The organism is Devosia sp. Root635 (assembly GCF_001427605.1).
Classification (GTDB): domain Bacteria; phylum Pseudomonadota; class Alphaproteobacteria; order Rhizobiales; family Devosiaceae; genus Devosia.
Window position 1 is genome coordinate 158,975 of the sequence record NZ_LMGZ01000021.1, and the last position, 26,304, is coordinate 185,278.

General features: G+C 64.3%; 23 protein-coding genes and 1 tRNA gene. 10 read left to right on the top strand and 14 right to left on the bottom strand.

Translation table 11 applies throughout. From position 1 onward, the window contains the following. The first annotated feature begins 38 nt into the window (after nt 1-38). Complete coding sequence (locus ASD80_RS14860; RefSeq protein ID WP_056234313.1) at nt 39-944, top strand: LysR family transcriptional regulator; 906 nt, start codon at nt 39-41, stop codon at nt 942-944. Nucleotides 945-965: 21 nt separating this feature from the next. Continuing rightward, on the top strand, nt 966-3,074 hold the full coding sequence (gene recG / locus ASD80_RS14865) for an ATP-dependent DNA helicase RecG (RefSeq protein ID WP_056234317.1): 2,109 nt from the start codon (nt 966-968) through the stop codon (nt 3,072-3,074). Between the two features lie 135 nt (nt 3,075-3,209). Here the strand turns inward: recG and glmS are convergent, their stop codons facing one another. Continuing rightward, nucleotides 3,210-5,036, bottom strand: coding sequence for a glutamine--fructose-6-phosphate transaminase (isomerizing) (glmS, locus tag ASD80_RS14870; protein WP_056234319.1), 1,827 nt, complete (start codon nt 5,034-5,036; stop codon nt 3,210-3,212). A 1-nt stretch (nt 5,037) separates the two neighbouring features. Then, on the bottom strand, nt 5,038-6,393 hold the full coding sequence (gene glmU / locus ASD80_RS14875) for a bifunctional UDP-N-acetylglucosamine diphosphorylase/glucosamine-1-phosphate N-acetyltransferase GlmU (RefSeq protein WP_056234322.1): 1,356 nt from the start codon (nt 6,391-6,393) through the stop codon (nt 5,038-5,040). Between the two features lie 141 nt (nt 6,394-6,534). On the opposite strand from glmU, the gene ASD80_RS14880 reads away from it, so the two are divergent. The 3 genes from ASD80_RS14880 (at nt 6,535) to ASD80_RS14890 (ending at nt 8,028) form a co-directional block, all read left to right on the top strand. Further along, nucleotides 6,535-7,320, top strand: a complete 786-nt coding sequence (locus tag ASD80_RS14880) for a hypothetical protein (RefSeq protein WP_056234324.1) — start codon at nt 6,535-6,537, stop codon at nt 7,318-7,320. Between the two features lie 78 nt (nt 7,321-7,398). Continuing rightward, a tRNA-Lys gene (locus tag ASD80_RS14885) sits at nt 7,399-7,473 on the top strand. A gap of 27 nt (nt 7,474-7,500) precedes the next feature. Next, a complete protein-coding gene (locus tag ASD80_RS14890; protein WP_056234327.1) occupies nt 7,501-8,028 on the top strand; it encodes a hypothetical protein in 528 nt (175 codons plus the stop codon). Nucleotides 8,029-8,066: 38 nt separating this feature from the next. Here the strand turns inward: ASD80_RS14890 and map are convergent, their stop codons facing one another. From map to ASD80_RS14930, 8 genes are all read right to left on the bottom strand, one after another. Beyond that, the gene (gene map, locus ASD80_RS14895) at nt 8,067-8,822 is read right to left on the bottom strand and encodes a type I methionyl aminopeptidase (protein ID WP_056234329.1); all 756 of its coding nucleotides are present in this window, start codon (nt 8,820-8,822) and stop codon (nt 8,067-8,069) included. Continuing rightward, nucleotides 8,819-10,456, bottom strand: coding sequence for a glucose-6-phosphate isomerase (pgi, locus tag ASD80_RS14900; RefSeq protein WP_056234495.1), 1,638 nt, complete (start codon nt 10,454-10,456; stop codon nt 8,819-8,821). The genes map and pgi overlap by 4 nt, the downstream gene beginning before the upstream one ends. Before the next feature lie 10 nt (nt 10,457-10,466). Continuing rightward, the gene (gene tgt / locus ASD80_RS14905; RefSeq protein WP_056234332.1) at nt 10,467-11,606 is read right to left on the bottom strand and encodes a tRNA guanosine(34) transglycosylase Tgt; all 1,140 of its coding nucleotides are present in this window, start codon (nt 11,604-11,606) and stop codon (nt 10,467-10,469) included. A 204-nt stretch (nt 11,607-11,810) separates the two neighbouring features. Continuing rightward, on the bottom strand, nt 11,811-12,899 hold the full coding sequence (gene queA, locus ASD80_RS14910) for a tRNA preQ1(34) S-adenosylmethionine ribosyltransferase-isomerase QueA (protein WP_056234335.1): 1,089 nt from the start codon (nt 12,897-12,899) through the stop codon (nt 11,811-11,813). Between the two features lie 119 nt (nt 12,900-13,018). After that, the gene (locus tag ASD80_RS14915; protein ID WP_056234338.1) at nt 13,019-13,498 is read right to left on the bottom strand and encodes a peptidylprolyl isomerase; all 480 of its coding nucleotides are present in this window, start codon (nt 13,496-13,498) and stop codon (nt 13,019-13,021) included. A gap of 198 nt (nt 13,499-13,696) precedes the next feature. After that, nucleotides 13,697-14,284: a peptidylprolyl isomerase gene (locus tag ASD80_RS14920; protein WP_056234342.1), complete on the bottom strand. Its 588-nt coding sequence runs from the start codon at nt 14,282-14,284 to the stop codon at nt 13,697-13,699. Then, nucleotides 14,281-14,775 (bottom strand): pantetheine-phosphate adenylyltransferase, encoded by a 495-nt coding sequence (gene coaD, locus ASD80_RS14925; RefSeq protein WP_056234344.1) that lies wholly within the window; start codon nt 14,773-14,775, stop codon nt 14,281-14,283. Before coaD ends, ASD80_RS14920 begins: the two co-directional genes overlap by 4 nt. A 79-nt stretch (nt 14,776-14,854) precedes the next feature. Then, on the bottom strand, nt 14,855-15,472 hold the full coding sequence (locus tag ASD80_RS14930; protein ID WP_056234348.1) for a LysE family translocator: 618 nt from the start codon (nt 15,470-15,472) through the stop codon (nt 14,855-14,857). A gap of 156 nt (nt 15,473-15,628) precedes the next feature. Between ASD80_RS14930 and ASD80_RS14935 the strand changes: the two genes are divergently transcribed. Further along, complete coding sequence (locus ASD80_RS14935; protein WP_056234351.1) at nt 15,629-16,123, top strand: DUF805 domain-containing protein; 495 nt, start codon at nt 15,629-15,631, stop codon at nt 16,121-16,123. A gap of 144 nt (nt 16,124-16,267) precedes the next feature. Further along, nucleotides 16,268-16,774: a cupin domain-containing protein gene (locus tag ASD80_RS14940; protein WP_056234354.1), complete on the top strand. Its 507-nt coding sequence runs from the start codon at nt 16,268-16,270 to the stop codon at nt 16,772-16,774. Between the two features lie 72 nt (nt 16,775-16,846). On the opposite strand, the gene gyrA is transcribed toward ASD80_RS14940, so the two are convergent. The 3 genes from gyrA to ASD80_RS14955 all read right to left on the bottom strand — a co-directional run bounded on the left by gyrA (nt 16,847) and on the right by ASD80_RS14955 (nt 21,513). Then, nucleotides 16,847-19,597 carry a DNA gyrase subunit A gene (gene gyrA, locus ASD80_RS14945; protein ID WP_056234356.1) on the bottom strand — a complete coding sequence of 917 codons (2,751 nt, stop codon included), beginning with the start codon at nt 19,595-19,597 and terminating at the stop codon, nt 16,847-16,849. 87 nt (nt 19,598-19,684) lie between these two features. Continuing rightward, nucleotides 19,685-20,905: an MFS transporter gene (locus ASD80_RS14950; RefSeq protein WP_056234358.1), complete on the bottom strand. Its 1,221-nt coding sequence runs from the start codon at nt 20,903-20,905 to the stop codon at nt 19,685-19,687. Next, on the bottom strand, nt 20,902-21,513 hold the full coding sequence (locus tag ASD80_RS14955) for a winged helix-turn-helix domain-containing protein (protein WP_056234362.1): 612 nt from the start codon (nt 21,511-21,513) through the stop codon (nt 20,902-20,904). Before ASD80_RS14955 ends, ASD80_RS14950 begins: the two co-directional genes overlap by 4 nt. Nucleotides 21,514-21,631: 118 nt before the next feature. Here ASD80_RS14955 and ASD80_RS14960 point away from each other — a divergent pair, with 118 nt between their 5' ends. Further along, the gene (locus ASD80_RS14960; RefSeq protein ID WP_056234364.1) at nt 21,632-22,069 is read left to right on the top strand and encodes a VOC family protein; all 438 of its coding nucleotides are present in this window, start codon (nt 21,632-21,634) and stop codon (nt 22,067-22,069) included. A gap of 8 nt (nt 22,070-22,077) precedes the next feature. On the opposite strand, the gene ASD80_RS14965 is transcribed toward ASD80_RS14960, so the two are convergent. Further along, nucleotides 22,078-22,482 (bottom strand): winged helix-turn-helix transcriptional regulator, encoded by a 405-nt coding sequence (locus ASD80_RS14965; protein WP_082555326.1) that lies wholly within the window; start codon nt 22,480-22,482, stop codon nt 22,078-22,080. Nucleotides 22,483-22,620: 138 nt separating this feature from the next. Here ASD80_RS14965 and ASD80_RS14970 point away from each other — a divergent pair, with 138 nt between their 5' ends. Together ASD80_RS14970 and ASD80_RS14975 are read left to right on the top strand one after the other, a co-directional pair. Further along, nucleotides 22,621-23,499, top strand: a complete 879-nt coding sequence (locus tag ASD80_RS14970) for an NAD(P)H-binding protein (RefSeq protein ID WP_056234366.1) — start codon at nt 22,621-22,623, stop codon at nt 23,497-23,499. A gap of 304 nt (nt 23,500-23,803) precedes the next feature. Continuing rightward, nucleotides 23,804-26,197, top strand: a complete 2,394-nt coding sequence (locus ASD80_RS14975; protein ID WP_056234369.1) for an efflux RND transporter permease subunit — start codon at nt 23,804-23,806, stop codon at nt 26,195-26,197. Nucleotides 26,198-26,304: the final 107 nt, after the last annotated feature.

A 26,304-nucleotide genomic window follows, 5' to 3' on the forward strand; every position in this document is an offset into this window, starting at 1 on the left:
TAATTATGGACATTCCATACAGCAAGATTGCACGATCAATGACCATCGAGCAGTTGGCAATCTTCATCGCCGTGGCGGAGCGCCAGCATCTGACCCAGGGTGCCTCGGCCATCGGCCTCACCCCTTCGGCGGCCAGCGCCGCGATCAAGGCGTTGGAGACGTTTCACGCCGTGCGCCTGTTCGATCGGGTCGGGCGCGGCATCGAACTGACCCGCGAGGGACGCACCTTTCTCGAAGAGGCCCGCCAGACGCTGGCCCGCTTGCGGCAGGCCGAGCGCGTGCTGGACGATCTGGGCGGGTTGCAGCGCGGCGACCTCGATATCATGGCCAGCCAGACCGTCGCCAATTACTGGCTGCCGCTGCGCCTGTTCCGGTTTGCCGCCAGCTATCCCGGCATCACCATCAATTTCACCCCGGCCAATACCCACGACGTGGCTGCCGCCGTCTTGTCGGGCGCAGCGGAACTGGGCGTGGTGGAAGGCCAAGTCGATGTGCCGGCACTGGCCGTCCGGCCCATCGGGCATGACCGCCTTGTCGTCGTCTCATCCGCCGCCTTCTCCCTGGAGAAGCGCCATCCAACCGATCTCGAATGGATCATGCGCGAGCCCGGCTCCGGCACAAGGACGGAGTTCGAAGCCGGCATCGGCAGGCTCGGATTCGATCCGACGAAGCTGAAAGTGGTGCTGACCCTGCCCACCAACGAGGCCATTCTCAACGCCGTTCTGGGCAGCGACTGCGTGGCGGCGCTTTCGGAAATGGTGGTTGCGCCCTTTGTCGAAGCAGGCCGCCTCCAGATCCTGCCCTTCGCCCTGCCGCGCCGCGATTTCGGCCTGCTGACCCACCGCGAACGCGCCCTTTCCACGGCGGCCAGGGCATTCAGCACCCTTTGCCTCGACTCGGCTGCGCCATCGGCCATATCGGCAGGGGCGGCGCAGCCGCTATAGTCTGCGCCAAGGAGAATCGCCTTGTCTCGCCCCGATGCCCTTTCGCCGCTGTTCCGCTCGCTGCATTCCATCAAGGGTGTCGGCGACAAGCTGGCTGCGCTGCTGACTCGCTATTTCGGGGCGCCCGAGGGGCAGGAAGCCATTGCCCTCGATATTCTCATGCACATGCCATCCGGCGTAGTGGATCGCCGCCGGCAGGTGGGCATTGCCGAGGCCTATCTCAACCAGATTGTCACCCTCAAGCTCCACATCGACCGCCATCAGCCGCCGCCGCGCGGCCGCGAGCACATTCCGCACCGGGTCTTCGCCCATGACGAGACCGGCGATGTACAACTGGTCTTCTTCCGCGCCCAAGGCGGCTGGGTCGAGAAGGCTCTCCCCATCGGCGAGGAGCGCTTCGTCTCGGGCCAGATCGGCTTCTTCAACGGCGACAAGCAGATCACCCACCCCGACTACATCGTCGAACCCGACAAGTTCGCCACCCTGCCGCTGGTCGAGCCGGTCTATCCGCTGACCCAGGGCCTCAGTTCCAAGGCTTTGGCCAAGCTGGTGCGGCAGGTGGTGGACGACCTGCCCCTTATCCCCGAATGGATCGCCCCTGTTACAATGGCCGAGCGCAACTGGCCGCGTTTCGCCGATGCCATGCGCATGGTGCATTTGCCCGCCAGTCCGGGCGAAGCCGAACTCTGGGCCCCTGCCCGCCAACGCCTTGCTTATGATGAATATCTTGCCGGCCAGCTCACGCTGCAGCTGATCCGCTCGACCATGGTCGCTGCGCGCGGAATCAGTCGCACTTTCACCGGATCGGTGACGGCAAAGGTTAGCAGTACGTTACCCTTTAGCCTCACAGAGGGGCAGTTGCAGGCCATTGGTGAAATCCGCGCCGACCTCGCCTCGCCCGACCGCATGTCCCGCCTGTTGCAGGGCGATGTCGGCTCCGGAAAAACCGTCGTCGCCCTCATGGCCATGGCCGCCATGGCCGAAAGCGGGGCCCAGTCCGCCATGATGGCGCCGACCGAACTGCTCGCCTCCCAACACTTCAAGACCTTGAAACCGCTATGCGATTCCGCCGGCCTCGGCTGCGAATTGCTCACCGGCAAGATGCCCGCCGTCGAGCGTCGGGCCAAACTGGCGGCCATAGCCAGCGGCGAGACGACCATCGTCGTCGGCACCCATGCCCTGTTCCAGTCCGGCGTGGAATTCCACAATCTCGGCCTGACCGTGGTCGATGAGCAGCACCGCTTCGGCGTCCACCAGCGTCTCGCCCTGTCCGACAAGGGCAGGCACACCGACCTGCTCGTCATGACCGCCACGCCCATCCCGCGCACCCTGGTCCTCACCCATTTCGGAGACATGGAAGTCAGCGTGCTGCGTGAAAAGCCGCGTGGCCGCCAACCCATTGATACGGCAGTGCTTTCCATCGGCGACTATGACCGCGTCATCGCCCGCCTCCGCGCCCGGCTCGATGAAGGCGCCCAGGCCTTCTGGGTCTGCCCCCTGGTCGAAGAGAGCGAGCATCTCGATGTCGTCGCCGCCGAGGATCGCTTTGCCGAACTACAAAAAGTCTTCGGCGACCAGGTCGCCCTGGTCCACGGCCGCATGAGCGCCGCCGCCAAGCAGGAGGTGATGCAACGGTTTTCCGCCAATGAAATCAAACTGTTGGTAGCCACGACCGTCATCGAAGTCGGCGTCGACGTGCCCAATGCCTCGATCATGATCGTGGAACATGCCGAGCGCTTCGGCCTCGCCCAGCTCCACCAGCTCCGCGGCCGTGTCGGCCGCGGCTCGGCCCGTTCGGCCTGCCTGCTGCTCTACAAGGACCCACTCAGCGAAACCGCGAAGGCCCGTCTCGAAACGATAAAATCCACCGAAGACGGTTTCGAGATCGCCGAAAAAGACCTCGAACTGCGTGGCCAGGGCGACGTGCTCGGCACAAGGCAATCCGGCATGCCCGGCTACCGTCTCGCCGTCCCCGACGTGCATCGACACCTGCTCGACTGCGCCCACGATGACGCCAAAGCGCTCCTCGCCCGCAATCCAGGGTTGGCGGGCGCTGAGGGCGAAGCGGCGCGTACGCTACTGTATTTGTTCAGAAAAGACCTGGCGATCCCGCTGATCAGGGCAGGATAGTGCCACGCCTTCGTGGTTCGAGGCTCGCAAGGGCTCGCACCTCACCATGAGGGGCTACTGGGAACTCGGTGTATCAACAGCCCTCATGGTGAGGTGCGCTTCTTCAGCGCCTCGAACCACGAGGGCGTGGCACCCCTACTCCACCGTCACCGACTTCGCCAGATTCCGCGGCTGGTCGACGTCCGTGCCCATGAACACGGCGGTATGATAGGCCAGCAACTGCACCGGAATGGTCGCCAGGATTGGGGCCACGAAGCTGGAAACGTGTGGAATGACAATGACATCGGCCACGCCGTGGCCCACCGTTTCGGCACCCTCGGCGTCGGTGATGAGGATGATCTTGCCGCCGCGGGCGGCGACTTCCTGCATGTTGGAAAGGGTCTTGTCGACCAGTTCGTCCGAGGGCGCGACGACGATGACCGGCATGTCCTCGTCCACCAGGGCGATGGGGCCGTGCTTGAGTTCACCTGCTGCGTAACCTTCGGCGTGGATGTAGCTGATTTCCTTGAGTTTCAGCGCACCTTCCATGGCGATGGGGAACATCGGGCCACGGCCCAGATAGAGCACGTCCTTGGCCTTGCTGAGGCGCTTGGCGATGTCCATGATCTGGTCTTCGGTGGCCAAGGCCTGCGAGACTGCCGCCGGCAATCCGGTCAATGCCTGCACGAATTCCTGCTCTTTTCCTGCATCCAGCACGCCGCGTGCCCGCCCGGCAGCGATGGCGAGGCTGGCCAGCGCGGTCAACTGCGCCGTCAACGCCTTGGTCGAGGCGACGCCGATTTCTGGTCCGCAGAGAATGGGAAACACTACGCCCGATTCCCGCGCGATGGTGGATTCGAGTGTATTGACCAGTGACGCGACATGCTGCCCCTGCCCGGCGCAATAGCGCAGGGCCGCCAGCGTGTCGGCCGTCTCGCCCGACTGCGAGATGAACAGCGACAGCCCGCCCTTTTCCAGCGGCGGCTCGCGGTAGCGGAACTCGGAAGCGACGTCGATATCGACCGGCAGGCGTGCATAGCGCTCGAACCAGTATTTGGCCACGGCACCCGCCAGGTAAGCGGTGCCGCAGGCGCTGATGGTCAGCCGGCTCAGATCGGCGAAATCGAAGGGCAAAGCCTCGCGGATGGCCACCTTTTCGGTGCCCATATCCACATAGTGGCTCAACGTATGCGAGATGGTTTCGGGCTGTTCGTAAATTTCCTTGGCCATGAAATGGCGGTGGTTGCCCTTGTCCACCAGCAGGGACGAGGCTTGCGAAACCATCAGCTCGCGCTCGACAATGGCGTCCTTGCCGTCGCGGATGGTGACTCCCTTGTGGGTGATGACGGCCCAGTCGCCGTCCTCGAGATAGGTCAGGCGCGAGGTGAAGGGGGCCAGAGCCATGGCGTCGGAGCCCAGATACATCTCGGTCGTGCCATAGCCGATGGCCAGCGGCGCGCCGTGGCGGGCGGCAATCAACAAGCCATCCTCGCCCTTGAACAGGAAGGCCAGCGCGAAGGCGCCCTTGAGATGCTTCAGCGTCCGCGCCACCGCCAGTTCGGGGTCGGCGCCATTGGCCAGCTCGCGCGTCACCCACAGGGCGACGGCCTCGGTATCGGTCTGCGTCTTGGGCAGGTAGCCGTCGCCGGCCAGGTCTGCCAGCATGTCGCGATAATTCTCGATGATGCCGTTATGAACCACGGCAACCCGGTCGGTGGCATGGGGATGAGCATTCTGCTCGGTCGGCGCCCCATGGGTGGCCCAGCGCGTATGGCCGATGCCGATGCGGCCCGACAGCGGCTCGAAGCTCAGCTTCTGCGCCAGGTTGCCCAGCTTGCCCTCGGCCCGGCGACGGGAAATGCCTCCGCCTTCCAGCGTGGCCACGCCGGCGCTGTCATAGCCGCGATATTCGAGACGCTTGAGCGCGTCCACGAGACGCGTGGCGACCGGCTCGGTGCCCACGATGCCGACAATTCCGCACATGCTATTTGTCCTTCTTTGCCTGTTTTTTGGCCGCTGCAGCCGCGAAAATTTCCTTGGCCCGGCCGGGTTTACCCACCTGCCGCGCGCGGCCCAGCGCCAGGGCATCGGCCTCCACGTCCTCGGTGATGACGCTGCCACTGGCCACCAGTGCTCCGGCGCCCACCGTCACCGGCGCCACCAGTGAAGCATTGGAGCCGATGAAGGCGCCGTCGCCGACCACGGTCCGGTATTTGTTGTAACCATCATAGTTCACGGTGATGACGCCGGCCCCGATATTCACCCCGGCGCCGATGGACGCATCCCCAATATAGGTCAGATGGCTCACCTTGGCGCCCTTGCCGATCTCGGCCTTCTTGATCTCGACGAAATTGCCCACCTTGGCGCCTTCGCCGAGATTGGCTTCCGGCCGCAGCCGGGCGAAGGGGCCCACCGAAGCGTTCTTGCCCACATGGGCGCCCTCGATATGGCTGAAGGCATGGATCACCGCGCCTTCCTCGATCCTGACGCCGGGTCCGAACACGACATTGGGTTCCACGGTCACGTCCCGGGCAATTTCGGTATCATAGGAGAACCAGACGCTCTGGGGATCCTTGAGCGTCACCCCTGCCTTCATGAAGTCCTCGCGCCTGATATCCTGGAACAGGCCTTCGGCGCGGGCGAGCTGGCTGCGGTCGTTGACGCCCATCACGTCGTTTTCCGGCGCCAGGCCATAGCCGACCTTCTTGCCGGCGGCATTGGCCAGCCCCACCAGGTCGGTGAGATAGTATTCGCTCTGGGCGTTATTGGTTTCGACCTTGTCGATCAGATCGCGGAACACCTCGGCCCGGAAGGCCAGGATGCAGGCATTGCAGAGGCGAATGCGCCGTTCGTCCTCGGTGGCGTCCTTGTGCTCGCGGATCGCCAGCAGCGTATCGCCATCGGTGATGAAGCGCCCATAGCCGCTGGGATCCTTGGGTTCGAAGCCCAGGATCGCCACGTCTAGCCCGGCGTCGAGCCGATCCAGCACCGCGCGGAAATTGATACCGCGCAGCAGCGGGTGGTCGCCGTAGACCACCGCGACATAACCCTTGGCCGTGCTGAACAGGTCACGTGCCATGGATGCGGCATGCGCGGTGCCCTTGGCCTCGGTCTGCTCGAAATGCACCACATCGGGGTGCAAGGCCGTCACCGCCTTGCGGATGGCATCATGCCTGGGGCCGGTCACCAGCGCGATCTGCGTCGAGCCGGCCTCGCGGGCGGCGCGCGCCACATGGCCGATGATCGGCATGCCACCCACCGGATGCAGGACTTTCGGCGTCGCCGACCGCATGCGCGTGCCCTCGCCCGCAGCAAGAATGATCGACAGCAGCTCAGTCATGGAAGATTCTCCGGCGGGCGATGTTTTCAATGCGCATTTTCACAAGATTATGGCAAGCAACCGTTGGCGAATACACAATGTGAGCGCCATGGTCGAGACCGGTGCAGCGCCTGATTCGACTGCGCCGCCAGGATATCTGCATTGGCCAAGGCATCGGAACAATTCCGGCAATCGGACGTCAACACCTGGGGCATCGTCGCCCTGGTGCTGTCAGGCATTGCCGTGATGGGGGCCAATGTTTCCGCGCTGATGCCGCGGGACCTGCTGGCGGGCCTGCACAAGACCCGCCTCGAAGGCGCGTCGCTCGACCAGTTGCGGCTGCAGGTGGCCGAGCTGCGCGAGGAGCAGGTACGGCTCAAGCGCGAAACCGGCATACTCACCGCCCGCTTCTCGCTGGGCGAGCAACAGGGCAACGACGTCTTGCGGCGCGTCGGCGCGCTGGAAGTCAGCCTGCCGCGACTGCTCGAAACCCTGCCCGATGGCGGCAATATCGACCGCAACAGCCTGACCGCGGCAATCGGCCAGGAGCCGGCTCTGGTCTACCAGGCCGATGGTGGCTCGGTGGTGGTGCGCCACCAGCCCATGGCCGAGGCCAAGCCCGCCGCCGGCGAGCAGCCCCTGCCCGCGCCGGTGCCGCAGCTTGCCGCCATTCCCGTGCCCAACGAGCAGCAATTCGGCATTGCGCTGGGCCCGTCCATCTCGTTCGAGCAGGCGCCCGAAGCGTGGCGCGACCTGTCCATGAAGCTCGGCCCGCTGCTGTTCGGGCTGGCGCCGCTATTGGTCGAGCAGGCCAACGGCGACGACCAGCGCATCGTGGTCGGTCCCATAACCCAGCTCTCGGAGGCGACCGCGCTTTGTGCCCGGCTCGAGCGCCTCTCGGTATCGTGCCTGCCCATGCCGTTCACCGGAACGCCGCTGGCCTATTAGCCATGCAGCGTTTCCGGTTGACAGTGGAAGATGCGCCGCTATGTTCCGCCGCGACGCCAGCAGCGTCAGACTTGGTGCGTGCCGGTAGCTCAGTGGTAGAGCATTCGACTTTTAATCGAATGGTCGAGGGTTCGACCCCCTCCCGGCATACCATTCCCAACTTCTGAACAGGCTGCTGCTTTGTCCCAGGATTTTACCGATCTGCTCAAGGTGCTTGCCGCGACCGCGCTCACATTCGCGGTCGGCACGCTGGTCATGCTCTATGTGATCTACCTGCTGGCCCAATATGGCGCCAACCTGCCAATGGTGGGCTCCCTGCCGCTCAGCGCGCCGCCCGAATTGGTGCCCATGCTGGCCGACAATCGTCTGTTCACCACGCTGGCGGCGGCCCATGTCACCGCGGCCGGGCTGGCTTTGCTGATCGCCAGCAATACAATCGACATGGCGCTGCTGATCACCTCCAAGGCCGTTGCCGTGGTCATCGCCGCCCTGCTCGGCTTTGTCGGCGGGCACATGGTCTATCTGCAACTGACGGAAGCCACCGCCTTCAGCCTGACGCCGCTGACCCCGGTCTTCGTGGCGCTGGCGGCATTCCTTGTGTTGTCCAGTATCCTCAGCGTGCAGAACCTGCGTCGGCTCGGTAACCTGCGCTTCGCCGTGGGTGCGGGAATGGTGGTGATGGGGCCGATGCTGTTGGTATGGCTGTAGACCCTTCACCTCTCCCTTTGGGGGAGAGGTGAGAACCCTCAAGCCGCCAGCGTCACCACAACAGCGCCCCGCGGCGTCGCAACCACCGTGTGTTCATACTGCACACACGGCGCGCTCGGTCGAGCCACCAGGGTCCATTCGTCATCGTCCGCCTTCTGGTCGGCCATCTTGCCGCCCAGCGACAAAAACGGCTCGATGGTGAAGACCAGCCCATTGGTGATGCGGCGGCGTTCGGACCGGTCCGGCCAGGTGGCGATTTCGCCCGGCTCGTCGTGCAGGCTATCCCCCACGCCATGGCTGGCCAGGTTCCGGATCAGCGTATAGCCGCCCTTCTTGGCAAACTTGCCGATGGCGTCGCCGATATCGGCCAGCGGCGCGCCCGCCTTGACCACATTGATGCCGGCCCACATGGCCCGCTTGCCGTCGCGGCACAGGGTTTCAAGGCGCTTGTCGCCCTGGCCCAGCACGAAGGAGGCACCGCAATCGGCAAAGACGCCGTCCTTTTCCGCCGATACGTCGATGTTGACCAGGTCCCCTTCGAGCAACACGCGGGCACCGGGAATGCCATGGGCAATTTCCTCGTTGACCGAAATGCAGGTGGCGCCCGGGAAATTATAGGTCACGATGGGCGCCGATCGTGCCCCATGCTCAGCCAGCAGCTTCGCCCCGATTGCGTCCAGTTCCCCGGTCGTCATGCCCACGCGCATGGCCGAGGCCATGGCATCGCGGGTGATGGCGCAGATACGACCGATGGCCTTGAGCTTTTCGAGCTGTTCTTCGGTGGTGATGGTCACTTGTGTTCCAGATAATATGCGAGCAGGCCCTGGGTCGAGCTGTCATGGCCCTCGCCGCTCTGCTTGCCCTCGACCTTGGGCAGCAGCGCCTTGGCGAGCTGCTTGCCCAGTTCGACGCCCCATTGGTCGTAGGAGTTGACGTTCCAGATGACGCCCTGGGTGAACACCTTGTGCTCGTAGAGCGCCACCAGCGAGCCCAGCGTCTCGGGCGTCAGCTGCTCGTAGAACAGCGTGTTGGACGGGCGATTGCCGGGGAACATCTTGTGCGGCGCCAGTTCCTTGATATGCGCCTTGTCGAGGCCCAGCGCCTTGAGCTCGGCCACAACTTCCACCTTGGTTTTGCCCAGCATCAGCGCTTCGGACTGCGCCAGCACATTGGCGACCAGCTTGTCATGATGGGGCGGCAGGTTTTCCTGCGGCCGCGCGGCGATCAGGAAATCGACCGGAATGACGTCGGTGCCCTGGTGGATAAGCTGGAAGAAGGCGTGCTGGCCATTGGTGCCCGGCTCGCCCCAGACGATAGGGCCGGTCGGCCATTCCACAGGCTTGCCGTCGAGCGTCACCGACTTGCCGTTGCTCTCCATGTCCTGCTGCTGCAGATAGGCTGGGAAGCGGCTGAGACGCTGGTCATAGGGAATGACGGCCTGCGTCGAGAAACCCCAGGCGTTGCGATACCACACGCCGAGCAGGCCCATGATGACCGGCAGGTTGTCTTCCAGCGGCGCCGACAGGAAATGCCGGTCCATGGCATCGGCGCCCTTGAGGAAGCCGAGGAAATTGTCATAGCCCACGGCCAGCGCAATCGGCAGGCCGATGGCCGACCACACCGAATAGCGCCCGCCGACCCAGTCCCAGAAGCCGAAGATACGATCTTCGCGGATGCCGAATTTGGCGCAGGCCTCGATATTGGTCGACACCGCCACAAAATGGTTCGGCACCGCTTCCTCGCCCAGCGCATCGGCGATCCATTTGCGGGCCGAAGCGGCATTGGTCATGGTCTCGTCGGTGGTGAAGGTCTTGGAGGCGACGATGAACAGCGTCTTTTTCGGATCGAGGCGCTTCAGCGTATCGTGGATATGGGCGCCGTCGACGTTGGAAACATAGTGGGCGCGCAGGTCGGCGCGGGTATAGGGCTCCAGTGCCAGCGTCACCATGGCCGGCCCGAGATCGGAGCCGCCGATGCCGATATTGACCACATCGGTAAACTGCGCGCCGCCATGGCCGCGGATGTCGCCTGACCGGACGCCATTGGTATAGGCCTCGATGGCGGCCAGCACGCCGCGCACATCGGGCATCACGTCCCTGCCGTCGACCGGCACCGGCTTGTCGCCCTGGTAGCGCAGGGCCATGTGCATCACTGCCCGGTCTTCGGTGATGTTGATATGCTCGCCCTCGCACATCTGGTCGCGGCGTTCCTCGACCCCGGCGGCGCGCGCCAGCTCGAACAGGGCCGCCATGACGTCCTCGTCGATGCGGTTCTTGGAATAATCGAGCAGGATGCCGGCGCCGGTCGCCGAGTAGCGCCGGAAGCGGTTGGGATCGATGGCGAACTGCTCGCGCATCGTCACCTCGGCAAGGCGCTTGCGGTGTTTCATCAGCGGGTTGAGAGCAGCGCCGCGCGAACCTTTAGCCATGGTCATTTCCTCAAAGCGGCGGCAGGTCGCCGGCGGCCCATGCCGCGCGCGTCTCTGCCGCAAAATCACTGAACCGGCCGCTCTCGATCGCACCCCGGCAGCCCTGCACCAGCTCTTGATAATAGGCCAGGTTGATCTGGGAAAGGATCATCGCACCCAAAATCTCTTCTGTCTTAACGAGATGGTGCAGATAGGCCCGGCTCCAGCGCCGGCAATTAGGGTTGGGCGAGGCTTCGTCGATCGGCCGATGGTCATCCCTATGCCGGGCATTCTTCAGGTTGATGACGCCGAAGCGCGTATAGACATGGCCATGCCGGCCCGCCCGTGTCGGATGCACGCAATCGAACATGTCGATGCCGCGCCCGATGGCGCCGAGAATATCGTCGGGCTTGCCCACGCCCATCAGGTAGCGCGGCCGGTCGGTCGGCAGTTCGGGCGTGATCTCTTCGATCACCCGGAACATCACCTCCTGCGGCTCACCCACGGCCAGCCCGCCCACGGCATAGCCGTCAAAACCGATGGAGCGCAGCCCGGCGGCCGATTTCGCCCGCAATTGGGGGTCGTCGCCGCCCTGCACGATACCGAACAGCGCCCGGTTGAGCTGGTTGTTGAAGGCGGTCTTGGAGCGGTCGGCCCAGCGCAGCGACAGCTCCATGGCGCGCTCCATCTCCTTGCGCTCGGCCGGCAGCTTCAGGCACTCGTCGAGCTGCATGATGATGTCGCTATCCAGCAAAGTCTGGATTTCGATGGAGCGTTCCGGCGTCAGCTCATGGCTCGATCCGTCGATATGAGACCGGAAGGTCACGCCCTTCTCGGTCAGCTTGCGGAGCTGGGCCAGCGACATGACCTGGAAACCGCCGCTATCGGTGAGGATCGGCCGCTGCCAATCCATGAAATTGTGCAACCCGCCCTGGCTGGCCACGCGCTCGGCACCCGGCCGCAACATCAGGTGGTAGGTATTGCCCAGCAGGATATCGGCGCCGGTTTCCCGCACCTGGTCGGGATACATCGCCTTGACGGTCCCGGCCGTGCCCACCGGCATGAAAGCCGGCGTCTGGATATCCCCGCGCGGCGTGTCGATGCGGCCCCGCCGCGCCATGCCTGATGTGGCGGAGAGGGTGAAGGTGACTTGTTTGGTCGGAGCGTTCATGGCGCGGGTAATAGCGGGTTGGGCCAGAGGAAGGAAGAGGCCCCACCCACGATGTCATCCCGGCCTTGAGCCGGGATCCATCCCGAGATCATACCGCTGCCGCAAGGTGGATTGTCCGGTCCACAGTGCTCGCCCAGCATCTCAGGATCGGCCCCGGCTCAAGGCCGGGGGTGACACCGTGGGCGTGGCGGAGTTCGATCCTCGTCACAACCCCTCATCCTCCGGCTCATCCTGCCCCGCCCGCAGCAGCAGGCTAGAATCCCCATACGAATAGAACCGGTAACCTTCGCGTATCGCGTGGGCATAGGCGGCCTTCATCACCTTCATGCCGGCAAAGGCGCTGACCAGCATGAACAAGGTCGACTTCGGCAGATGGAAATTGGTCATCAGCGCATCCACCGTGGCAAAGCGGAAACCGGGGGTGATGAAGATGTCGGTGTCCCCGACGAATGGTTGCAGACTTCCGGTCGCCCGCGACGCCGTTTCCAGCAGCCGCAGGCTGGTGGTGCCCACCGCGATCACCCGCCCGCCCAGCGCCTGTTTGGCGCGGATACGCTCCACCGTGGCCTGGTCGATCTCGCCCCATTCGGCGTGCATCACATGGTCGTCGGTGTCCTCTGCCTTCATCGGCAGGAAGGTGCCCGCCCCCACATGCAGCGTCACCCGCTCGATGGTGACGCCCTTGTCGGTGAGCCGCTGCAGCAGGTTTTCGGTGAAATGCAGCCCCGCGGTCGGCGCCGCCACGGCGCCATCCTCCGCGGCATAGACCGTCTGGTAATCCACCAGGTCGCGATCCTCGACGTCCCGCTTGGCCCCGATATAGGGCGGCAGCGGCATGGCGCCGTGCGATTTGATGGCTTCGTCGAGCTGCGCCCCGCCAAGATCGAATTCCAGCGTTACCTCGCCGGTATCGCCCTTGCCGGCGACCCGCGCCACCAAGGCGTCCGCCTGGCCGTTGCCCAGTTCCAGCCGGTCGAGCAGAGCCAGTTTCTTGGCCGGGCGGGCGAAAGCCCGCCAGGTATGGGCATCGACGCGCTTATGCAGGTTGAATGACACATTGGCGCGGTTTTCGCCGCGCAGGCGCGTCCCGCGCAATTCGGCCGGCAGCACCCGCGTATCGTTGATGACGAGCACGTCGCCGGGTTTCAGCAGCCACAGCAGGTCGGGCACATGGCGGTCCGACAGGCCAACCTCGGGATCGACCAGCAGCAGCCGTGCCGAGTCACGGGGCTCGGCCGGGTGCAGGGCGATGAGCTTTTCGGGCAGCTCGAAATCGAAATCGGAAACGCGCATCTGTGTCACCTGCCCTCGCCAAGCCAACCGGATCATTCCCGCACAAGCGGGAACCTCCGTTCAGACATGCGGCTCTGAAAACGGAGGCCCTCGCTTACGCGGGGATGACGGGATGGTGTTTAGGCGGCGATATCGGCCGCGACCTTCACCGAAACCATGCTGTCCGGATTGATGACGGGCTCGCCGCGCTTGATCTGGTCGACATTTTCCATGCCCTCGATGACCTTGCCCCACACAGTATACTGCTTGTTGAGGAAGGGCGCATCGTCAAAGCAGATGAAGAACTGCGAATTGGCCGAATCCGGGTTCTGGGCGCGGGCCATCGAGGCGGTGCCGCGGACATGCGGCTCGGCATTGAATTCCTGCTTGAGGTCCGGATATTTCGAACCGCCGGTGCCGCGACCCTGCGGGCAGCCGGTCTGGGCCATGAAGCCGTCGATCACGCGGTGGAACACGATGCCGTCGTAAAAGCCTTCGCGCGCCAGCTTCTTGATATGGGCGACATGGTTCGGCGCCAGGTCGGGGCGCATCTCGATGACGACCTTGCCCTTGGTGGTTTCGATGACGAGGGTGTTTTCGGGATCGGCGTATTCGGCCATGTTTTGCAACTTTCGGTTGGAATTTGTGGCCCGCATGTAAGGCCATTGCGCTGATGGTGCAAGGCTGGGACACGCCCTCGTGGTTCGAGGGTCGCTGCGCTCCCGCCTCACCATGAGGGCTACTGGGAGCCGAATTCAAGGTAGCCCTCATGGTGAGGTGCGCTTCTTCAGCGCCTCGAACCACGAGGGCGTGGCAGGTTACTTATATTCGATCTTCGCCTTGATGATCTGGTCCGGATTGGCCACGGCGCCATTCTGTTCGGCCGGGCCCTTTTCCAGCCCGTCGACCAGTTCCATTCCGCTCACCACCTTGCCGAACACGGTATACTGGCCATCCAGGAAGCTGGCATCGGCCGTGGTGATGAAGAATTGGGAATTGAACGAATTGGGATCCTGCGAGCGGGCCGCGCCGAGCACGCCGCGCTGGAAGCTCTCCGAATTGAATTCGGCCTCGACATCGGGCAGGTCCGAGCCGCCCATGCCGGCCATGGACAGATCGAACCCCGCGGCGCCGGTCTTGCCGAATTTCACGTCGCCGGTCTGGGCCATGAAGCCATCGATGACGCGGTGGAACACCACGCCATCATAGGCGCCCTGTTCGGTCAGCGTGATGACGCGCTCGACATGCTTGGGCGCAAGGGCGGGCAACAGCTCGATATCGACGTCGCCACCCTTGATGGTGAGGATCAGGTGCGGCGTGCCGGTCTGGGCAAAGCTGGGCGCGGCGGACAGCGCCACGGCGCCGATGACGAGGGCGCCGAACAGGCGACGGGTAATGGCGGTCATTTGCTTTTCAGGGCCTTGAGAACGATTTGCGGGACGAAGGCGGAAATATCGCCGCCCATTTCAGCGATCTGCCGGACCAATGTGGCCGAGATATGCCGCACCGGGGGGCTGGAGGGCAAGAAGACGGTCTGCAGGTCCGGCGCCATCTGCGCGTTCATGCCCACCATCTGCATTTCGTAATTGTAGTCGGTGGTGTCGCGCAGCCCGCGAATGATCAGCTTGGCGCCGTTTTCCCGCGCCGCATTGACCATCAGCCCCGAGAAATCGACGATGCGGAATTCGGTATCGGTGCGCTTGCCCACTGGGCCCAGCACCTGGTCGAGGATGGCGATGCGGTCCTCGTGGACGAAGAGCGGATTCTTCTTGGTGGCGCTGATGCCGACGGCGACAACCAGCGTATCGACCAGCTTGCAGGCGCGCTCGATGACGTCGAGATGGCCGTTGGTCAGCGGATCGAACGAGCCGGGATAGAACCCAACCAGCTTGCTCATGACGCCCTCCCCATTTTTGCTGGGCAGGGTTTTGTCACGCGCCGGGGGGCAAGGCAAGGCACGGCGGGCGGTTGTCCCATCATGCCCGCTTCTGCAAAGCCAGCCAGATGCCGCCCGCCATCAGGATGACCCCCGAGACGCGGTTCAGCATGCGGACGCGGGCCACCGAAAGCAGGTGCCGCGCCCGGCCGGCGGCCAGCGCATAGACGCTGTCGCTCATGGCCGCCACGGCCAGGCAGATGAGGCCGAGCGTCATGATCTGTCCGAAGGCCGGCCGTGACATATCGACGAATTGCGGCAGGAAGGCACTGAGAAACAGCAGGGTCTTGGGATTGGACCAGTTGGTCAGCGCGCCCTGCCAGACATAGCGCCCGATGGGCAGCCGGTCGCCATTGGCGATGGCGAGTTGCCCGTTGGAGCGGAACATCTTCCAGCCGATCCAGACGAGATAGGCGGCGCCGGCCAGCTTGATGATCTCGAAGGCGCCCGAAACCAGCGACATCACGGCTTCTAACCCCACGGCGACGACGAAGACCATGCTGACCATGCTCAACGCCGTACCCAGGATGGTGAACAGCCCGGCCCGTGTGCCGCCCGCCAGCGAATTGGCGATGACCACCGAGACCGACGGCCCCGGAATGACGGCAAACAGCAGGCAGGCGAGCATATAGGGCAGGATGATGGTGGCTTCGATCACGGCTTGTCTCCTCTGGCCAGAGCAAGCCACCGCGCGAGGCGCTTGGCAAGGGGGCGTGCGTGGCGCGAATGGTAAAACCTTAACCAGTTGCCACATCAAAAAATTAGGCTGGATAGACTAGGACATCCGCAACAATACATCCCACCGGGGACCCGGATGCGCTCCTATTTTGACGGCATGCTGCGCTATTTCGAGATTTCGGGTCGCAGCACCCGCCTGCAATACTGGCTGTTCTTCATCATCCAGTTTCTGCTGACCATCGGAGCGGTGGCCATAGACTACCAGATGGGCGGCTTCCGGGATTTGAAAAACCCGCAAATGACGGCAACCCTGTTTGTCGGCATCGTGCATTTCGTGCCGGGCATCACCGTCAGCATACGGCGCCTGCACGACATCGGCCGCTCGGGCTTCTGGTATCTGCTCTATTTCGTGCCGTTTGCCGGCCTCGTGCTGCTGTACTGGGCCTGCTGCGCCTCCGAACCGGGCCACAATGGCTATGACGATCCCGAGCCCAGCCGCTACGACCCGCGCGGCCGTCACGCCATGCCGCGCTACAGCACCATTCCGCGCACCATCCGCATGGGCAGCAACGCCGCCAGGCCACCCTCGGTCGGCTACGACGGGCTGACGACGCCGGATCGATTTATCTGAGCAGTCCCAAGCGCCCTCTTGCCGTAACGACCTTGCTGGCAGATTTCGCTCCGGCCGGGAGCTTCGTTGCGCCCCATTGTGGCCACCAGCCAGTTGCCTGATGCTTCCCAAAGCTGCCACGGTCGATTGGAAGGAGTCGTGCTCATGACTGAAGCTGTCGTCAACCTTGATAGGCTGTCCCTCCGGCTCGACACCATTGGCACGCGCTTCGCCAATGACTACGCGGAAATCGGGACGGCGCTCGGTCTCAAGGCGCTCGGCGCGAACTATCTCGTCGTTCCGCCCGGCAAGACCTCCATGCCATTCCATCGCCACCACACCTCCGATGAGATGTTTTTCATTCTTTCGGGACAGGGCGTGTACCGCTTCGGCGACGAGCGAATTCCCGTGCGGGAAGGCGATTGCCTCGGGGCTCCCGCTGCCGGTGCGGCCCATCAGCTCATCAATACGGGCAGCGAGCCGCTGCGCTACCTGGCGCTGTCGAACAATACCAATGCAGAGGTGATCGAGTATCCCGACAGCGGCCGCGTCCGCGTCGATGTCGGTCTATCCGGGTTTCATCGATATGATGGCACCTTCAAGCAAGGCGGCAAGCTGACATCGCTCGGCTACTGGGAAGGAGAGAACATCGACGACGCGGATAATGCCTGAACGCCATCGGCGCGTTCTGCCGCAAGGCGGGCCATGACCACCAAACCAAGGGGCGCCGAAGCGCCCCTTTTTCTATTCCTCTGCCGGCGTTTCCGGCGGCGCGCCGGGCACCTCGTCTTCGCCTTCCGGCTCCTTGATGTGCTCCACCGACATCACCTTCTCGCCTTCGGCCGTGTCGAACACGATCACGCCCTGCGACCCGCGCGACACGATACGGATCGGCTTGTCGCCGCCCACCGGCAGGCGGATGGTCTGGCCGCCATCGCTGATCAGCATGATCTGGTCGGTATCTTCCACCGGGAAGCTCGACACCAGGTTGCCGTTGCGCTTGTTGACCGCCATGGCGACGATGCCTTTGCCGCCGCGTCCGGTGATCCGGTATTCGTGGCTGGAGGTGCGCTTGCCATAGCCGTTTTCCGAGATGGTCAGGATGAACTGCTCGGTGGCGCTCATCTGCGCATAGCGCTCCTGGTTCAGCTCGCCGGCGACCACGTCGCCCTCGTCCGAACCCGCCTCGTCCTCGGCGCCCTCGCCGCGCACGGCACGGCTCATCTTGAGATAGGCGGCCCGCTCCTCGGCCGACGCATCGGAGTGGTTGATGACAGCCATGGAGATGACCACATCACCATCGGCCAGCTGGATGCCGCGCACGCCCATCGAATCGCGGCCCTTGAACAGGCGCACGTCATCGGTGCGGAAGCGGATGGCCTGCCCCCGGGCGGTGGTCAGCAGCACGTCGTCATTGACCGTCGCCGTCTCGACGCCGACGATCTGGTCACCCTCGTCCAGTTTCATGGCGATCTTGCCGTTCTGGCGCACTTCGACGAAATCGGCCAGCGAGTTGCGGCGCACCGTGCCGCGCGTGGTGGCGAACATGATGTCGAGATTGGCCCAGCTCGTCTCGTCCTCGGGCAGCGGCATGATGGTGGTCAGCCGTTCGCCCTGCTCCAGCGGCAGGATGTTGATCAGTGCCTTGCCGCGCGCATTGGCCTGGGCCAGCGGCAGCCGCCAGACCTTGAGCTTGTAGGCGATGCCCCGGTCGGTGAAGAACAGCACCGGCGTATGTGTATTGGCCACGAAGAGGCGCGACACGAAGTCCTCTTCGCGCGTCGCCATGCCCGAGCGGCCCTTGCCGCCGCGATTCTGCGACCGGTAGGTCGAGAGCGGCACGCGCTTGATATAGCCCTCGTGGGACACGGTCACCACCATGTCCTCGCGGGCGATCAGGTCCTCGTCGTCGAAATCGCCGACCACGTCGGAAATCTCGGTGCGGCGCGGGCTGGCGAACTGCTCCTTGATTTCGGTCAGTTCGGCGCGAATGATGTCGACCACGCGCTCGCGGCTGCGCAGGATATCGAGATAATCCTCGATCTCACCGCCCAGGCCATTCAGCTCGTCGCCGATTTCGTCGCGGCCCAGCGCCGTCAGGCGGGCCAGGCGCAATTCGAGGATGGCGCGGGCCTGTTCCTCGGAAAGATTGAACGTGCCGTCCTCGTTGATGCGGTGGCGCGGATCGTCGATCAGGGCGATCAGCGGCGCCACGTCCTGGGCCGGCCAGCGGCGCGTCATCAACTGCTCGCGCGCCGTCGCCGGATCGGGCGCGGTGCGGATCAGGGCGATGACCTCGTCGATATTGGCCACGGCCACGGCAAGACCGACCAGGATATGGGCGCGGTCGCGGGCCTTGTTCAGCAGGAAGCGGGCGCGACGCGTCACCACCTCGTGACGGAAATCGATGAAGGCGGAAAGGATTTCGCGCAGGTTCATCAATTGCGGCTTGCCGCCATTGAGCGCGACGAAATTGCAGCCGAACGAGCTTTGCAGCGCGGTGAACCTGTAGAGCTGGTTCAGCACCACATCGGCCAGCGCGTCGCGCTTGATCTCGATGACCACGCGCATGCCCTCGCGGGAACTCTCGTCGCGCATGTCGGCGATGCCCTCGATGCGCTTGTCGCGTACCAGTTCGGCGATCTTTTCGACCATGGTCGCCTTGTTCACCTGGTAGGGCAGTTCGGTGATGATGATCGCTTCGCGTTCCTTGCGGATTTCCTCCACGGCCACGCGCCCGCGCACCAGAATGGAGCCGCGACCCGTCTCATAGGCCGAACGGATGCCCGCGCGGCCCAGGATGATGCCGCCGGTGGGGAAATCCGGGCCCGGCAGGACCTCCATCAATTCCTCGGTGAGCGCCTGGGGATTGTCGAGGATGAGCAGGGCGGCGTCGATCGTCTCGCCCAGATTGTGGGTCGGCACGTTGGTCGCCATGCCCACGGCGATGCCGCTGCCGCCATTGACCAGCATATTGGGGAAGCGCGCCGGCAATACGACCGGCTCATGCTCCGAGCCGTCATAGTTGTCGCGGAAATCCACCGTGTCCTTGTCGAGGTCATCGAGCATGGCATTGGTGATCTTCTGCATGCGGACTTCGGTGTAGCGCATGGCGGCGGGCATATCGCCGTCGACCGAACCGAAATTGCCCTGCCCTTCCACAAGGAGTTCTCCCATGGAGAAATCCTGCGCCATGCGCACCAGGGCCATATAGACCGCGCTGTCGCCATGCGGGTGATACTTACCGATCACGTCGCCGACCACGCGGGCCGACTTGCGGTAGGGCTTGTTATACTCGTAGCCATTCTCGTTCATCGAGAACAGGATGCGCCGGTGCACAGGCTTCAGGCCGTCGCGGACATCGGGCAGCGCGCGACTGACGATGACGCTCATCGCATAATCGAGATACGACTTCCGCATCTCGTCGGTGATGGCAATCAGCGAAATGTCGGAGGGCGGCGGCGCGCCGGTTCCGTTCTGAGGCGTATCGGTCACTGGGATGATTCTACGTTGGTTATGCTGCCTGTTAGATAGGCGATTTCGCGGGAAATTGCGAACTTTCCCCAGCGGAAACTGTGGAGATCAGGCCTGGGCCAGCGGCTGCCTTTTCATCTGCCGGAAGCTCGGCACGATCAGCGGTGCAAATGCCGCCACCAGGTAGAGCATTGCGGTGACGCCAAGGGCGATGGATATGCCCCAGGAGTCGACCAGAAGCCCCGCATAGACGCCTCCAAAAGGCATCAGCGCCCAGGCCAGTGCACCAAACAGCGCAACGACCCGTCCCGTCATCGCCGCGGGGACGCGCTCGAACAGGATAACGCCAATGATCGGGTTGATGGAGCCGGCCGATATGCCGCCAAACAGCAGCACCGTGACGATGACCGGCAACGGCAGGTCGAGCGCCAGCACGCTCATGGCCAGCGGCCCGCAACAGAAGAAGCCCGCCGTATAGAGCAGCAGCCGCGGCAAGCGGTGACCGACGGCGGCAGCTATCGCTGCTCCAAAGATGGCGCCAGCCGAAAAAGTGGCGAGCAGAATTCCGACCCAGCTCACATCCAGGCCCGAGCTGCGCACCCAGACCGGCAACAGCACGATGGAATAGGCCATGTCGAACAGATTGGTTATGGCGATCATGATCACGAGGCTGACCAGCACAGGGTCATTGCGCAGCACCGTCCATCCCGCCGACAATTCGGTCTGATAGGTGGTGTCGCGCTGTTGCGCCGGCGCGTGCTGCGCCGGGATGCCGAGGCCGACTGCCAGCGCCGACAGCACAAAGGCCAGCGCATTGACCAGTAAGGCCGGCGCCGGCCCGAGCAGCGCTATGAGTATCCCTGCCCCCGCCGCGCCCAGCGTGCCCGCCAGCCGGTCGCTGGCGCCCATGACGCCGGTCACCCGCTCCATCGGCAGCTTGCCCAGCGCCGCCACCATGGGCACCAGCGCCTGCTTGGCGGCATCGGGCGGCGCGCGCAGCACGCCGATCAGCGCCACCGCCGGCAGCAGGACCCAGATGGACAAGAGGCCCGCCCAGAACAGCAGGGGCACCAGCGCCACAGCCGCCGCCGACAGCATGTCGCACCAGACCGAGACGCGCCTGGCGCCGATCCGGTCGATCAATGGACCACCCAGCGCCTTGGCCACCACGTAGGGCAGCATTTCGGCAAAGCCGGCCAGCCCGGTGAGCACCGGGCTGCCGGTCGTGGTCAGCACCAGCCACGGAATGGCAATGGCCGAAAGCCGCGTGCCCGAGGTGGACAGGACCGTCGCCAGCGACAGGGCGACGAAAGAACGGTGAACGCTCATTCGGCCTCTCCGGCTTCCGGCTCGCCGACATGGGGCGCCGCATGCAGGATGATGGTGAAGGGCCGCATGTTCTCCGGCAGTGGCGTATCCAGGGCCGGAGCGGCCGCCATGGCCTCCCACAGCACGGCCTGCAGCTTTTCCACCAGCGCCCTCGCTGCTTCGGCGGTCAGCGGGATCGTATAGTCACTGACCGTGGAGGCCTGCCGCCATGCCTGCGGCAGGTCGGGATAGGCGGCATGGGCGCGCTGCATGTGCTGCATCTGCCCGTGCAGCGCCGCCTGCTCGAAAGCCAGCCCCAGTTCCAGCGCCTCGCCCTCGGCCGTCGCGGACATGACATTGGTCGCTTCGTGCCGCGCCCGCCACCAGCGGTCGCGCTGGCTGCCGCGCGTCGCGTCCTCCTCGATGAAGCCATGCAGTGCCAGTTGCCGAAGGTGATAGCTGGTGGCGCCTGAATTGAGCCCCAGCCGCGCCGCCAGCCCGGAGGCCGTCGCCGGCCCATCGATGCGTAAAATGCCGAGCATGCGCAGCCGCAGCGGGTGCGCCAGCGCCTTGAGCGCCGTGGGATCGGGAGCGATGCTTTTGATATCGCGCCGTGGCTGTTCAGACATGGCCGGACCTCGTCGATGGTCCAAATACTATATTGCAAACAAAAATTTGCAAAGATATCTTTGTGATTGGTCGGCCGAGCCACGCGGCAGGCCGAAGCGACACCTGGGAGATCGGAATATGGCAGTCAAGCGGATGGACAATATCGGAATCGTCGTCGAGGACCTCGGAGCGACTATCGATTTCCTGCGCGAACTCGGCCTCGAACTCGAAGGCCGGGCCACCGTCGAAGGCGAGTGGGCCGGACGCGTCACCGGCCTCGGCGATCAGCAGGTCGAGATTGCCATGATGCGCACGCCGGACGGCCACAGCCGGCTGGAGCTTTCCCGCTTCATTAGGCCGGCTGTCATTGCCGATCATCGCACCGCCCCGGTCAACGCGCTGGGCTACCTGCGGGCCATGTTCACCGTGGACGATATCGACGCGACGCTTGAACGGCTCAGCGAGCATGGCGCGCAGCTCGTGGGCGAAGTCGTCCAATATGAGAACGTCTATCGGCTCTGCTACATACGCGGGCCAGAAGGGCTGCTTTTCGGCCTCGCCGAGGAACTTGGCTGAGCCCGGTATCAGGCGGCGTCGAATTCCACCCGCGACGCGCTGATCCGCTTGTGGTTTTCGCTGGCCCATTCGATCAGGTGCCCGAAGGGCACGATGATCGACTCTCCCATGGGCGTCAGCCGGTATTCCACCGAGGGCGGCTTGGTGTCGTAGACGCGCCGCGCCACCAGCCCATCGCGCTGCAGGTCGCGCAGGGTCTGGGTCAGCATTTTCTGGGAAATGTCGGGCACTTCGCGCCGGATCTGGTTGAACCGCCTTGGGCCATCGGCCAGCGTCATCACCAGCAGCATGCTCCATTTGTCGCTGATCCGGTCGAGCACGCCGCGCACCGGGCAATCCATCAGCGAGCCGCCGCTATTCTGTTCGGCCCATTTGGCAATGTAGAGACCGGCCTCTTCCAGCGCGCTGAGCATGGGGGGCACCTCCAGGTGACGTTATGCGGCAAAAGTGCCTCCTTTTCGCCGCGCCCCGCGCAGACTAGATAGCACTCTCCTTTCGATACTTACTCTCCGCCGGCCGGTGCCGCAAGCGGGGTAATCAGGAGATATGACATGACGCAGTTCAAGGGCAAGACGCTGTTGGTCACCGGTGCGGCAGGCCAGTTCGGCCGGCTGGCCGTGGCCGAATTGCTGGCGCGTGGCGCGACGAAAGTGGTCGCCGGTACCCGCGATCCATCCCAGCTTGCCGATGTGGCGGCGCAGGGCGTGGACGTTCGCCGCCTCGATTTCGACGATGCCTCCTCGCTCGCCACGGGTTTTGCCGGCGTCGACCGGGCGCTCATCATCAGCACTGTCGCCCCCAACCGCCGCGAGCAGCAGACCGCGGCCGTCGCGGCGGCCAAGGCGGCCGGCGTCAGCTATCTCGCCTATACCTCGGCGCCCCATGCCCGGCCCAATGCCGATGCCGGCGGCATTGCCGACCATTACTGGACCGAACAGGCCATCGCCGCCTCCGGCCTCGATTTCACCCTGCTGCGCAATCACATCTATGCCGACATGACCATTGTCGGCGCCGCGTCGGCGCTGTCGAGCGGCCAGCTATTCGACGCCACCGATGGCGGCGGCCGCAACTATGTTAGCCGCGCCGACACCGCCCGCACCGCCGCCGGCGCACTGCTTTCAGCCAGCGGCAAGGACATTGTCGACGTCACCGGCCCCGCCCCCGTCACCCAGGCCGAAGTCGCCGCGCTCTATACCAGGCTGACCGGCAAGCCCGTTACCCGCGTCGGCCTCACTGCCGCGCAATTGCAGGCCGGCCTTGAAGCCGCCGGCCTCCCCGGCTTCTATGCCGCCCTCCTCGTCGCCTTCGACCGCGACGCCGCCGCCGGCTACCACGCCATCACGACCGATGTCGTCGAACGCTATTCCGGCCGCAAACCGCAGGCGCTGGCGGCGTTTTTGGAAGAGAACCGGGCCGTACTCGGGCAGTAGGCCACCCCAAGCTCGAAGCCCCCTCGCCCCTTGTGGGAGAGGGTGGTTTTTCGCGTTCAGCGAAAAACCGGGTGAGGGGGTCTGCGCCATCCCATGCTTCAATGCCGAAGGGTAGTTCGGCACCCCCTCATCCGCCCCTTCGGGGCACCTTCTCCCACGAGGGGAGAAGGTAACCTGCGACCGTCCCACCCACAGGCATTCTTGCAACAATCGCCCCCGAACACCCGCCATTGCCCGCCGCACTGGTGACAACCCACCGAAATCGCGCCAATTTGTCGCCGTATTTCGCGGAATCGGGGTCGCCGTGTCAGTTGGTTCGTTCTTCAGCCGCCTTTGGGCGCTTTTCGCCTATGATCGATCCATCGGCTTCGGCCTCGAATATATCGGCCTCACCACCCTGCGCTATCCGCGCGCCGTCGCCCTTGCGGTGCTGGCCTTTTCCATTCTCTGCTTCACGCAGATCCCCAAGGCCAATGTCGATGGCGACCTGCTGCGCGTCTATGCCCATTCCGGCGAGCATTACGACGCCTATGCACAACTGTCGGAAACCTTCGGCACCTTCGAAAACGACATCTATGTCCTGGTCAGTTCCCCGCGCCTGACCGAGCCGGAAACGCTGGAGCGGGTCCGCGAACTGGCCTTCGACCTCGAACTCAACGAATACGCCGTGGGCACCATGTCGCCCTTCACCCTGCGCAAGCCCGATGGGCGGGGCGGTTCGGTGCCTGCCGTGCCCGAGGGCATGGACAATTTCGCCGACGTGGCGCGGGCGCTCAGCGACCTGCAGCAGAACGACCCGATGATGCGCAATCTCATCACGCCGGACCTGACTGGCGTCGTGCTTATCATGTTTCCGAACCAGGAGCTGACCAGGGGCGACGGCACCAAGGCGATGATCGCCTCCCTGCGCGAAACCATCGCGCCCTATCAGGACGAGAATATTTCCATCGAGCTGACCGGGCCGCCGATCTGGACCTCGGAAATGCTCAATGCCGCCGTGGACGACCAGGTCAAGTTCACCGTCTGGGGTTTCGGCCTTGGCGCCGTGATCGCCCTGCTTGCCCTGCGCTCCCTGCCCGGCGCGCTGCTGGTGGCGGCGACGCCGTTTCTCGCGGTGATGTGGACGATGGGCATCGTCCTGCTGTTCTTCGGCTCCTTTTCATTTCTCACCATCATCGTCACGACGCTGGTGCTGGTCATCAGTTTCGCCGAATCCATGTTCTTCATTTTCAACTGGCTGGCCTATTGGCGCGACGGGATGGAGCCCAACAAGGCGGTGGATGCCACCGTCAAGCTGGTCGGTCCGGCCGCGGGCCTCACCATGCTGACCACCCTGGTCAGCTTCGCCTCGCTCTGGCTGACGCCCGGCCAGGGCGTGCAGGAATTTTCCATCGCCGGCGCCATCGGCACCTTCCTGCTGTTCGTGTGCCTCATGACCTTCCTGCCGCTGATGCTCAAGGCGGCGGTGCGCCTGGGTTTCAAGGCGCCCAAGCGGAGCAGCCTGGTGCTCACGGCGCCGCTGCCGCTGGCCTGGTTCATTGCCAGCCGCTTCGGACGCCTGCTGTCCATCCTGGCCATTGTCGTCACGATTCTGCTGTTCATCCCCTATGGGCTGATCAAGCCGCATTTCTCGTTCGAGGATTTCGTGGCCAAGGACTCGACGGCGCTGACGGCTGCCGAAGAGATCGACGATGGCGTGGGCGGGGTGGCGCCGCTCTATATCCGCGTGCCGCTGCAGGACAACGATCCCAATGTCACGCCGCGCGATTTCGAGACCATCCGCGCCGTGCACCAGATTCTCGAATCCCATCTGGGCGTCAACAAGGTCATCTCTGCGGCAGCGCTGACCAACTATACCGAGAGCGGCTTTACCCGCGAGGAGGTGTTCGACGCCGTCGGCCCCTTCATGCGCAAGCGCTTCGTCACCGACGACGGGTCGCAGGCGCTGGTGACCGGCTTCATGCCCACCATCATCGATTCCGAAGACCTCAAGCTGCTGGTCGACAATGTCACCGCCGAAATGCGGGCGGCGGGGATAGACGGCGCCGAAATCGGCGGCTTCCGCATTCTCACCACCTTCGCCACCGACCAGATCGTCTATGGGCTGCAACTCGACCTGACGCTGTCGGTGCTGGTCAATATCGGGCTCATCGGCTTCGCCTTCCAGTCCTTCCGGGTGGCCCTCGCCTCGGCCATCCCCAACCTGTTTCCGGTGCTGGGGACCATCGCCTGGCTCTACCTGAGCGGCCAGGGGCTGCAATTGACCACGGTCATCGCCCTCACCATCGCCTTCGGCATCGCGGTGGACGACACTGTGCATTTCCTGTCCCATTACCTGCATTCCCGACGGGAGGAAGGCCGGCCGCATATGGAGGCTGTCAAGCACACGCTCGACCGTATCGGCGGCGCAATCGTCGCCACCACCATCATCCTGTGTTCGGGCGTGGTGATCGTCACCTTCTCCGAGCTGCCGCAGGTGGCCCTGTTCGGCACGCTGTTCGTCTCGACGCTGGCCTTTGCCGTCATCGGCGATCTGTTCATCCTGCCGGCCTTGCTGGCGGCGGGCGGCAAGTTCTTCCAACCGCTCGGCAAAATCCGCGTGCGGACCGCCGACCACGATGCGACGCCCGACGATCCCACGGGCGACACCGTGACCGGCGACGGCGGCACGGAAGGCGGACAGCCTCATACGACGTGATGGGCAGGCGCTTGCGAGCCAAAGCGGCGCCCGCTTACATGGTCGCGCTTTGATTCTGTAGCGGCCCCGAATCGGGGGTTTGCGGCGTGCAGGAACTTGGTATCGAT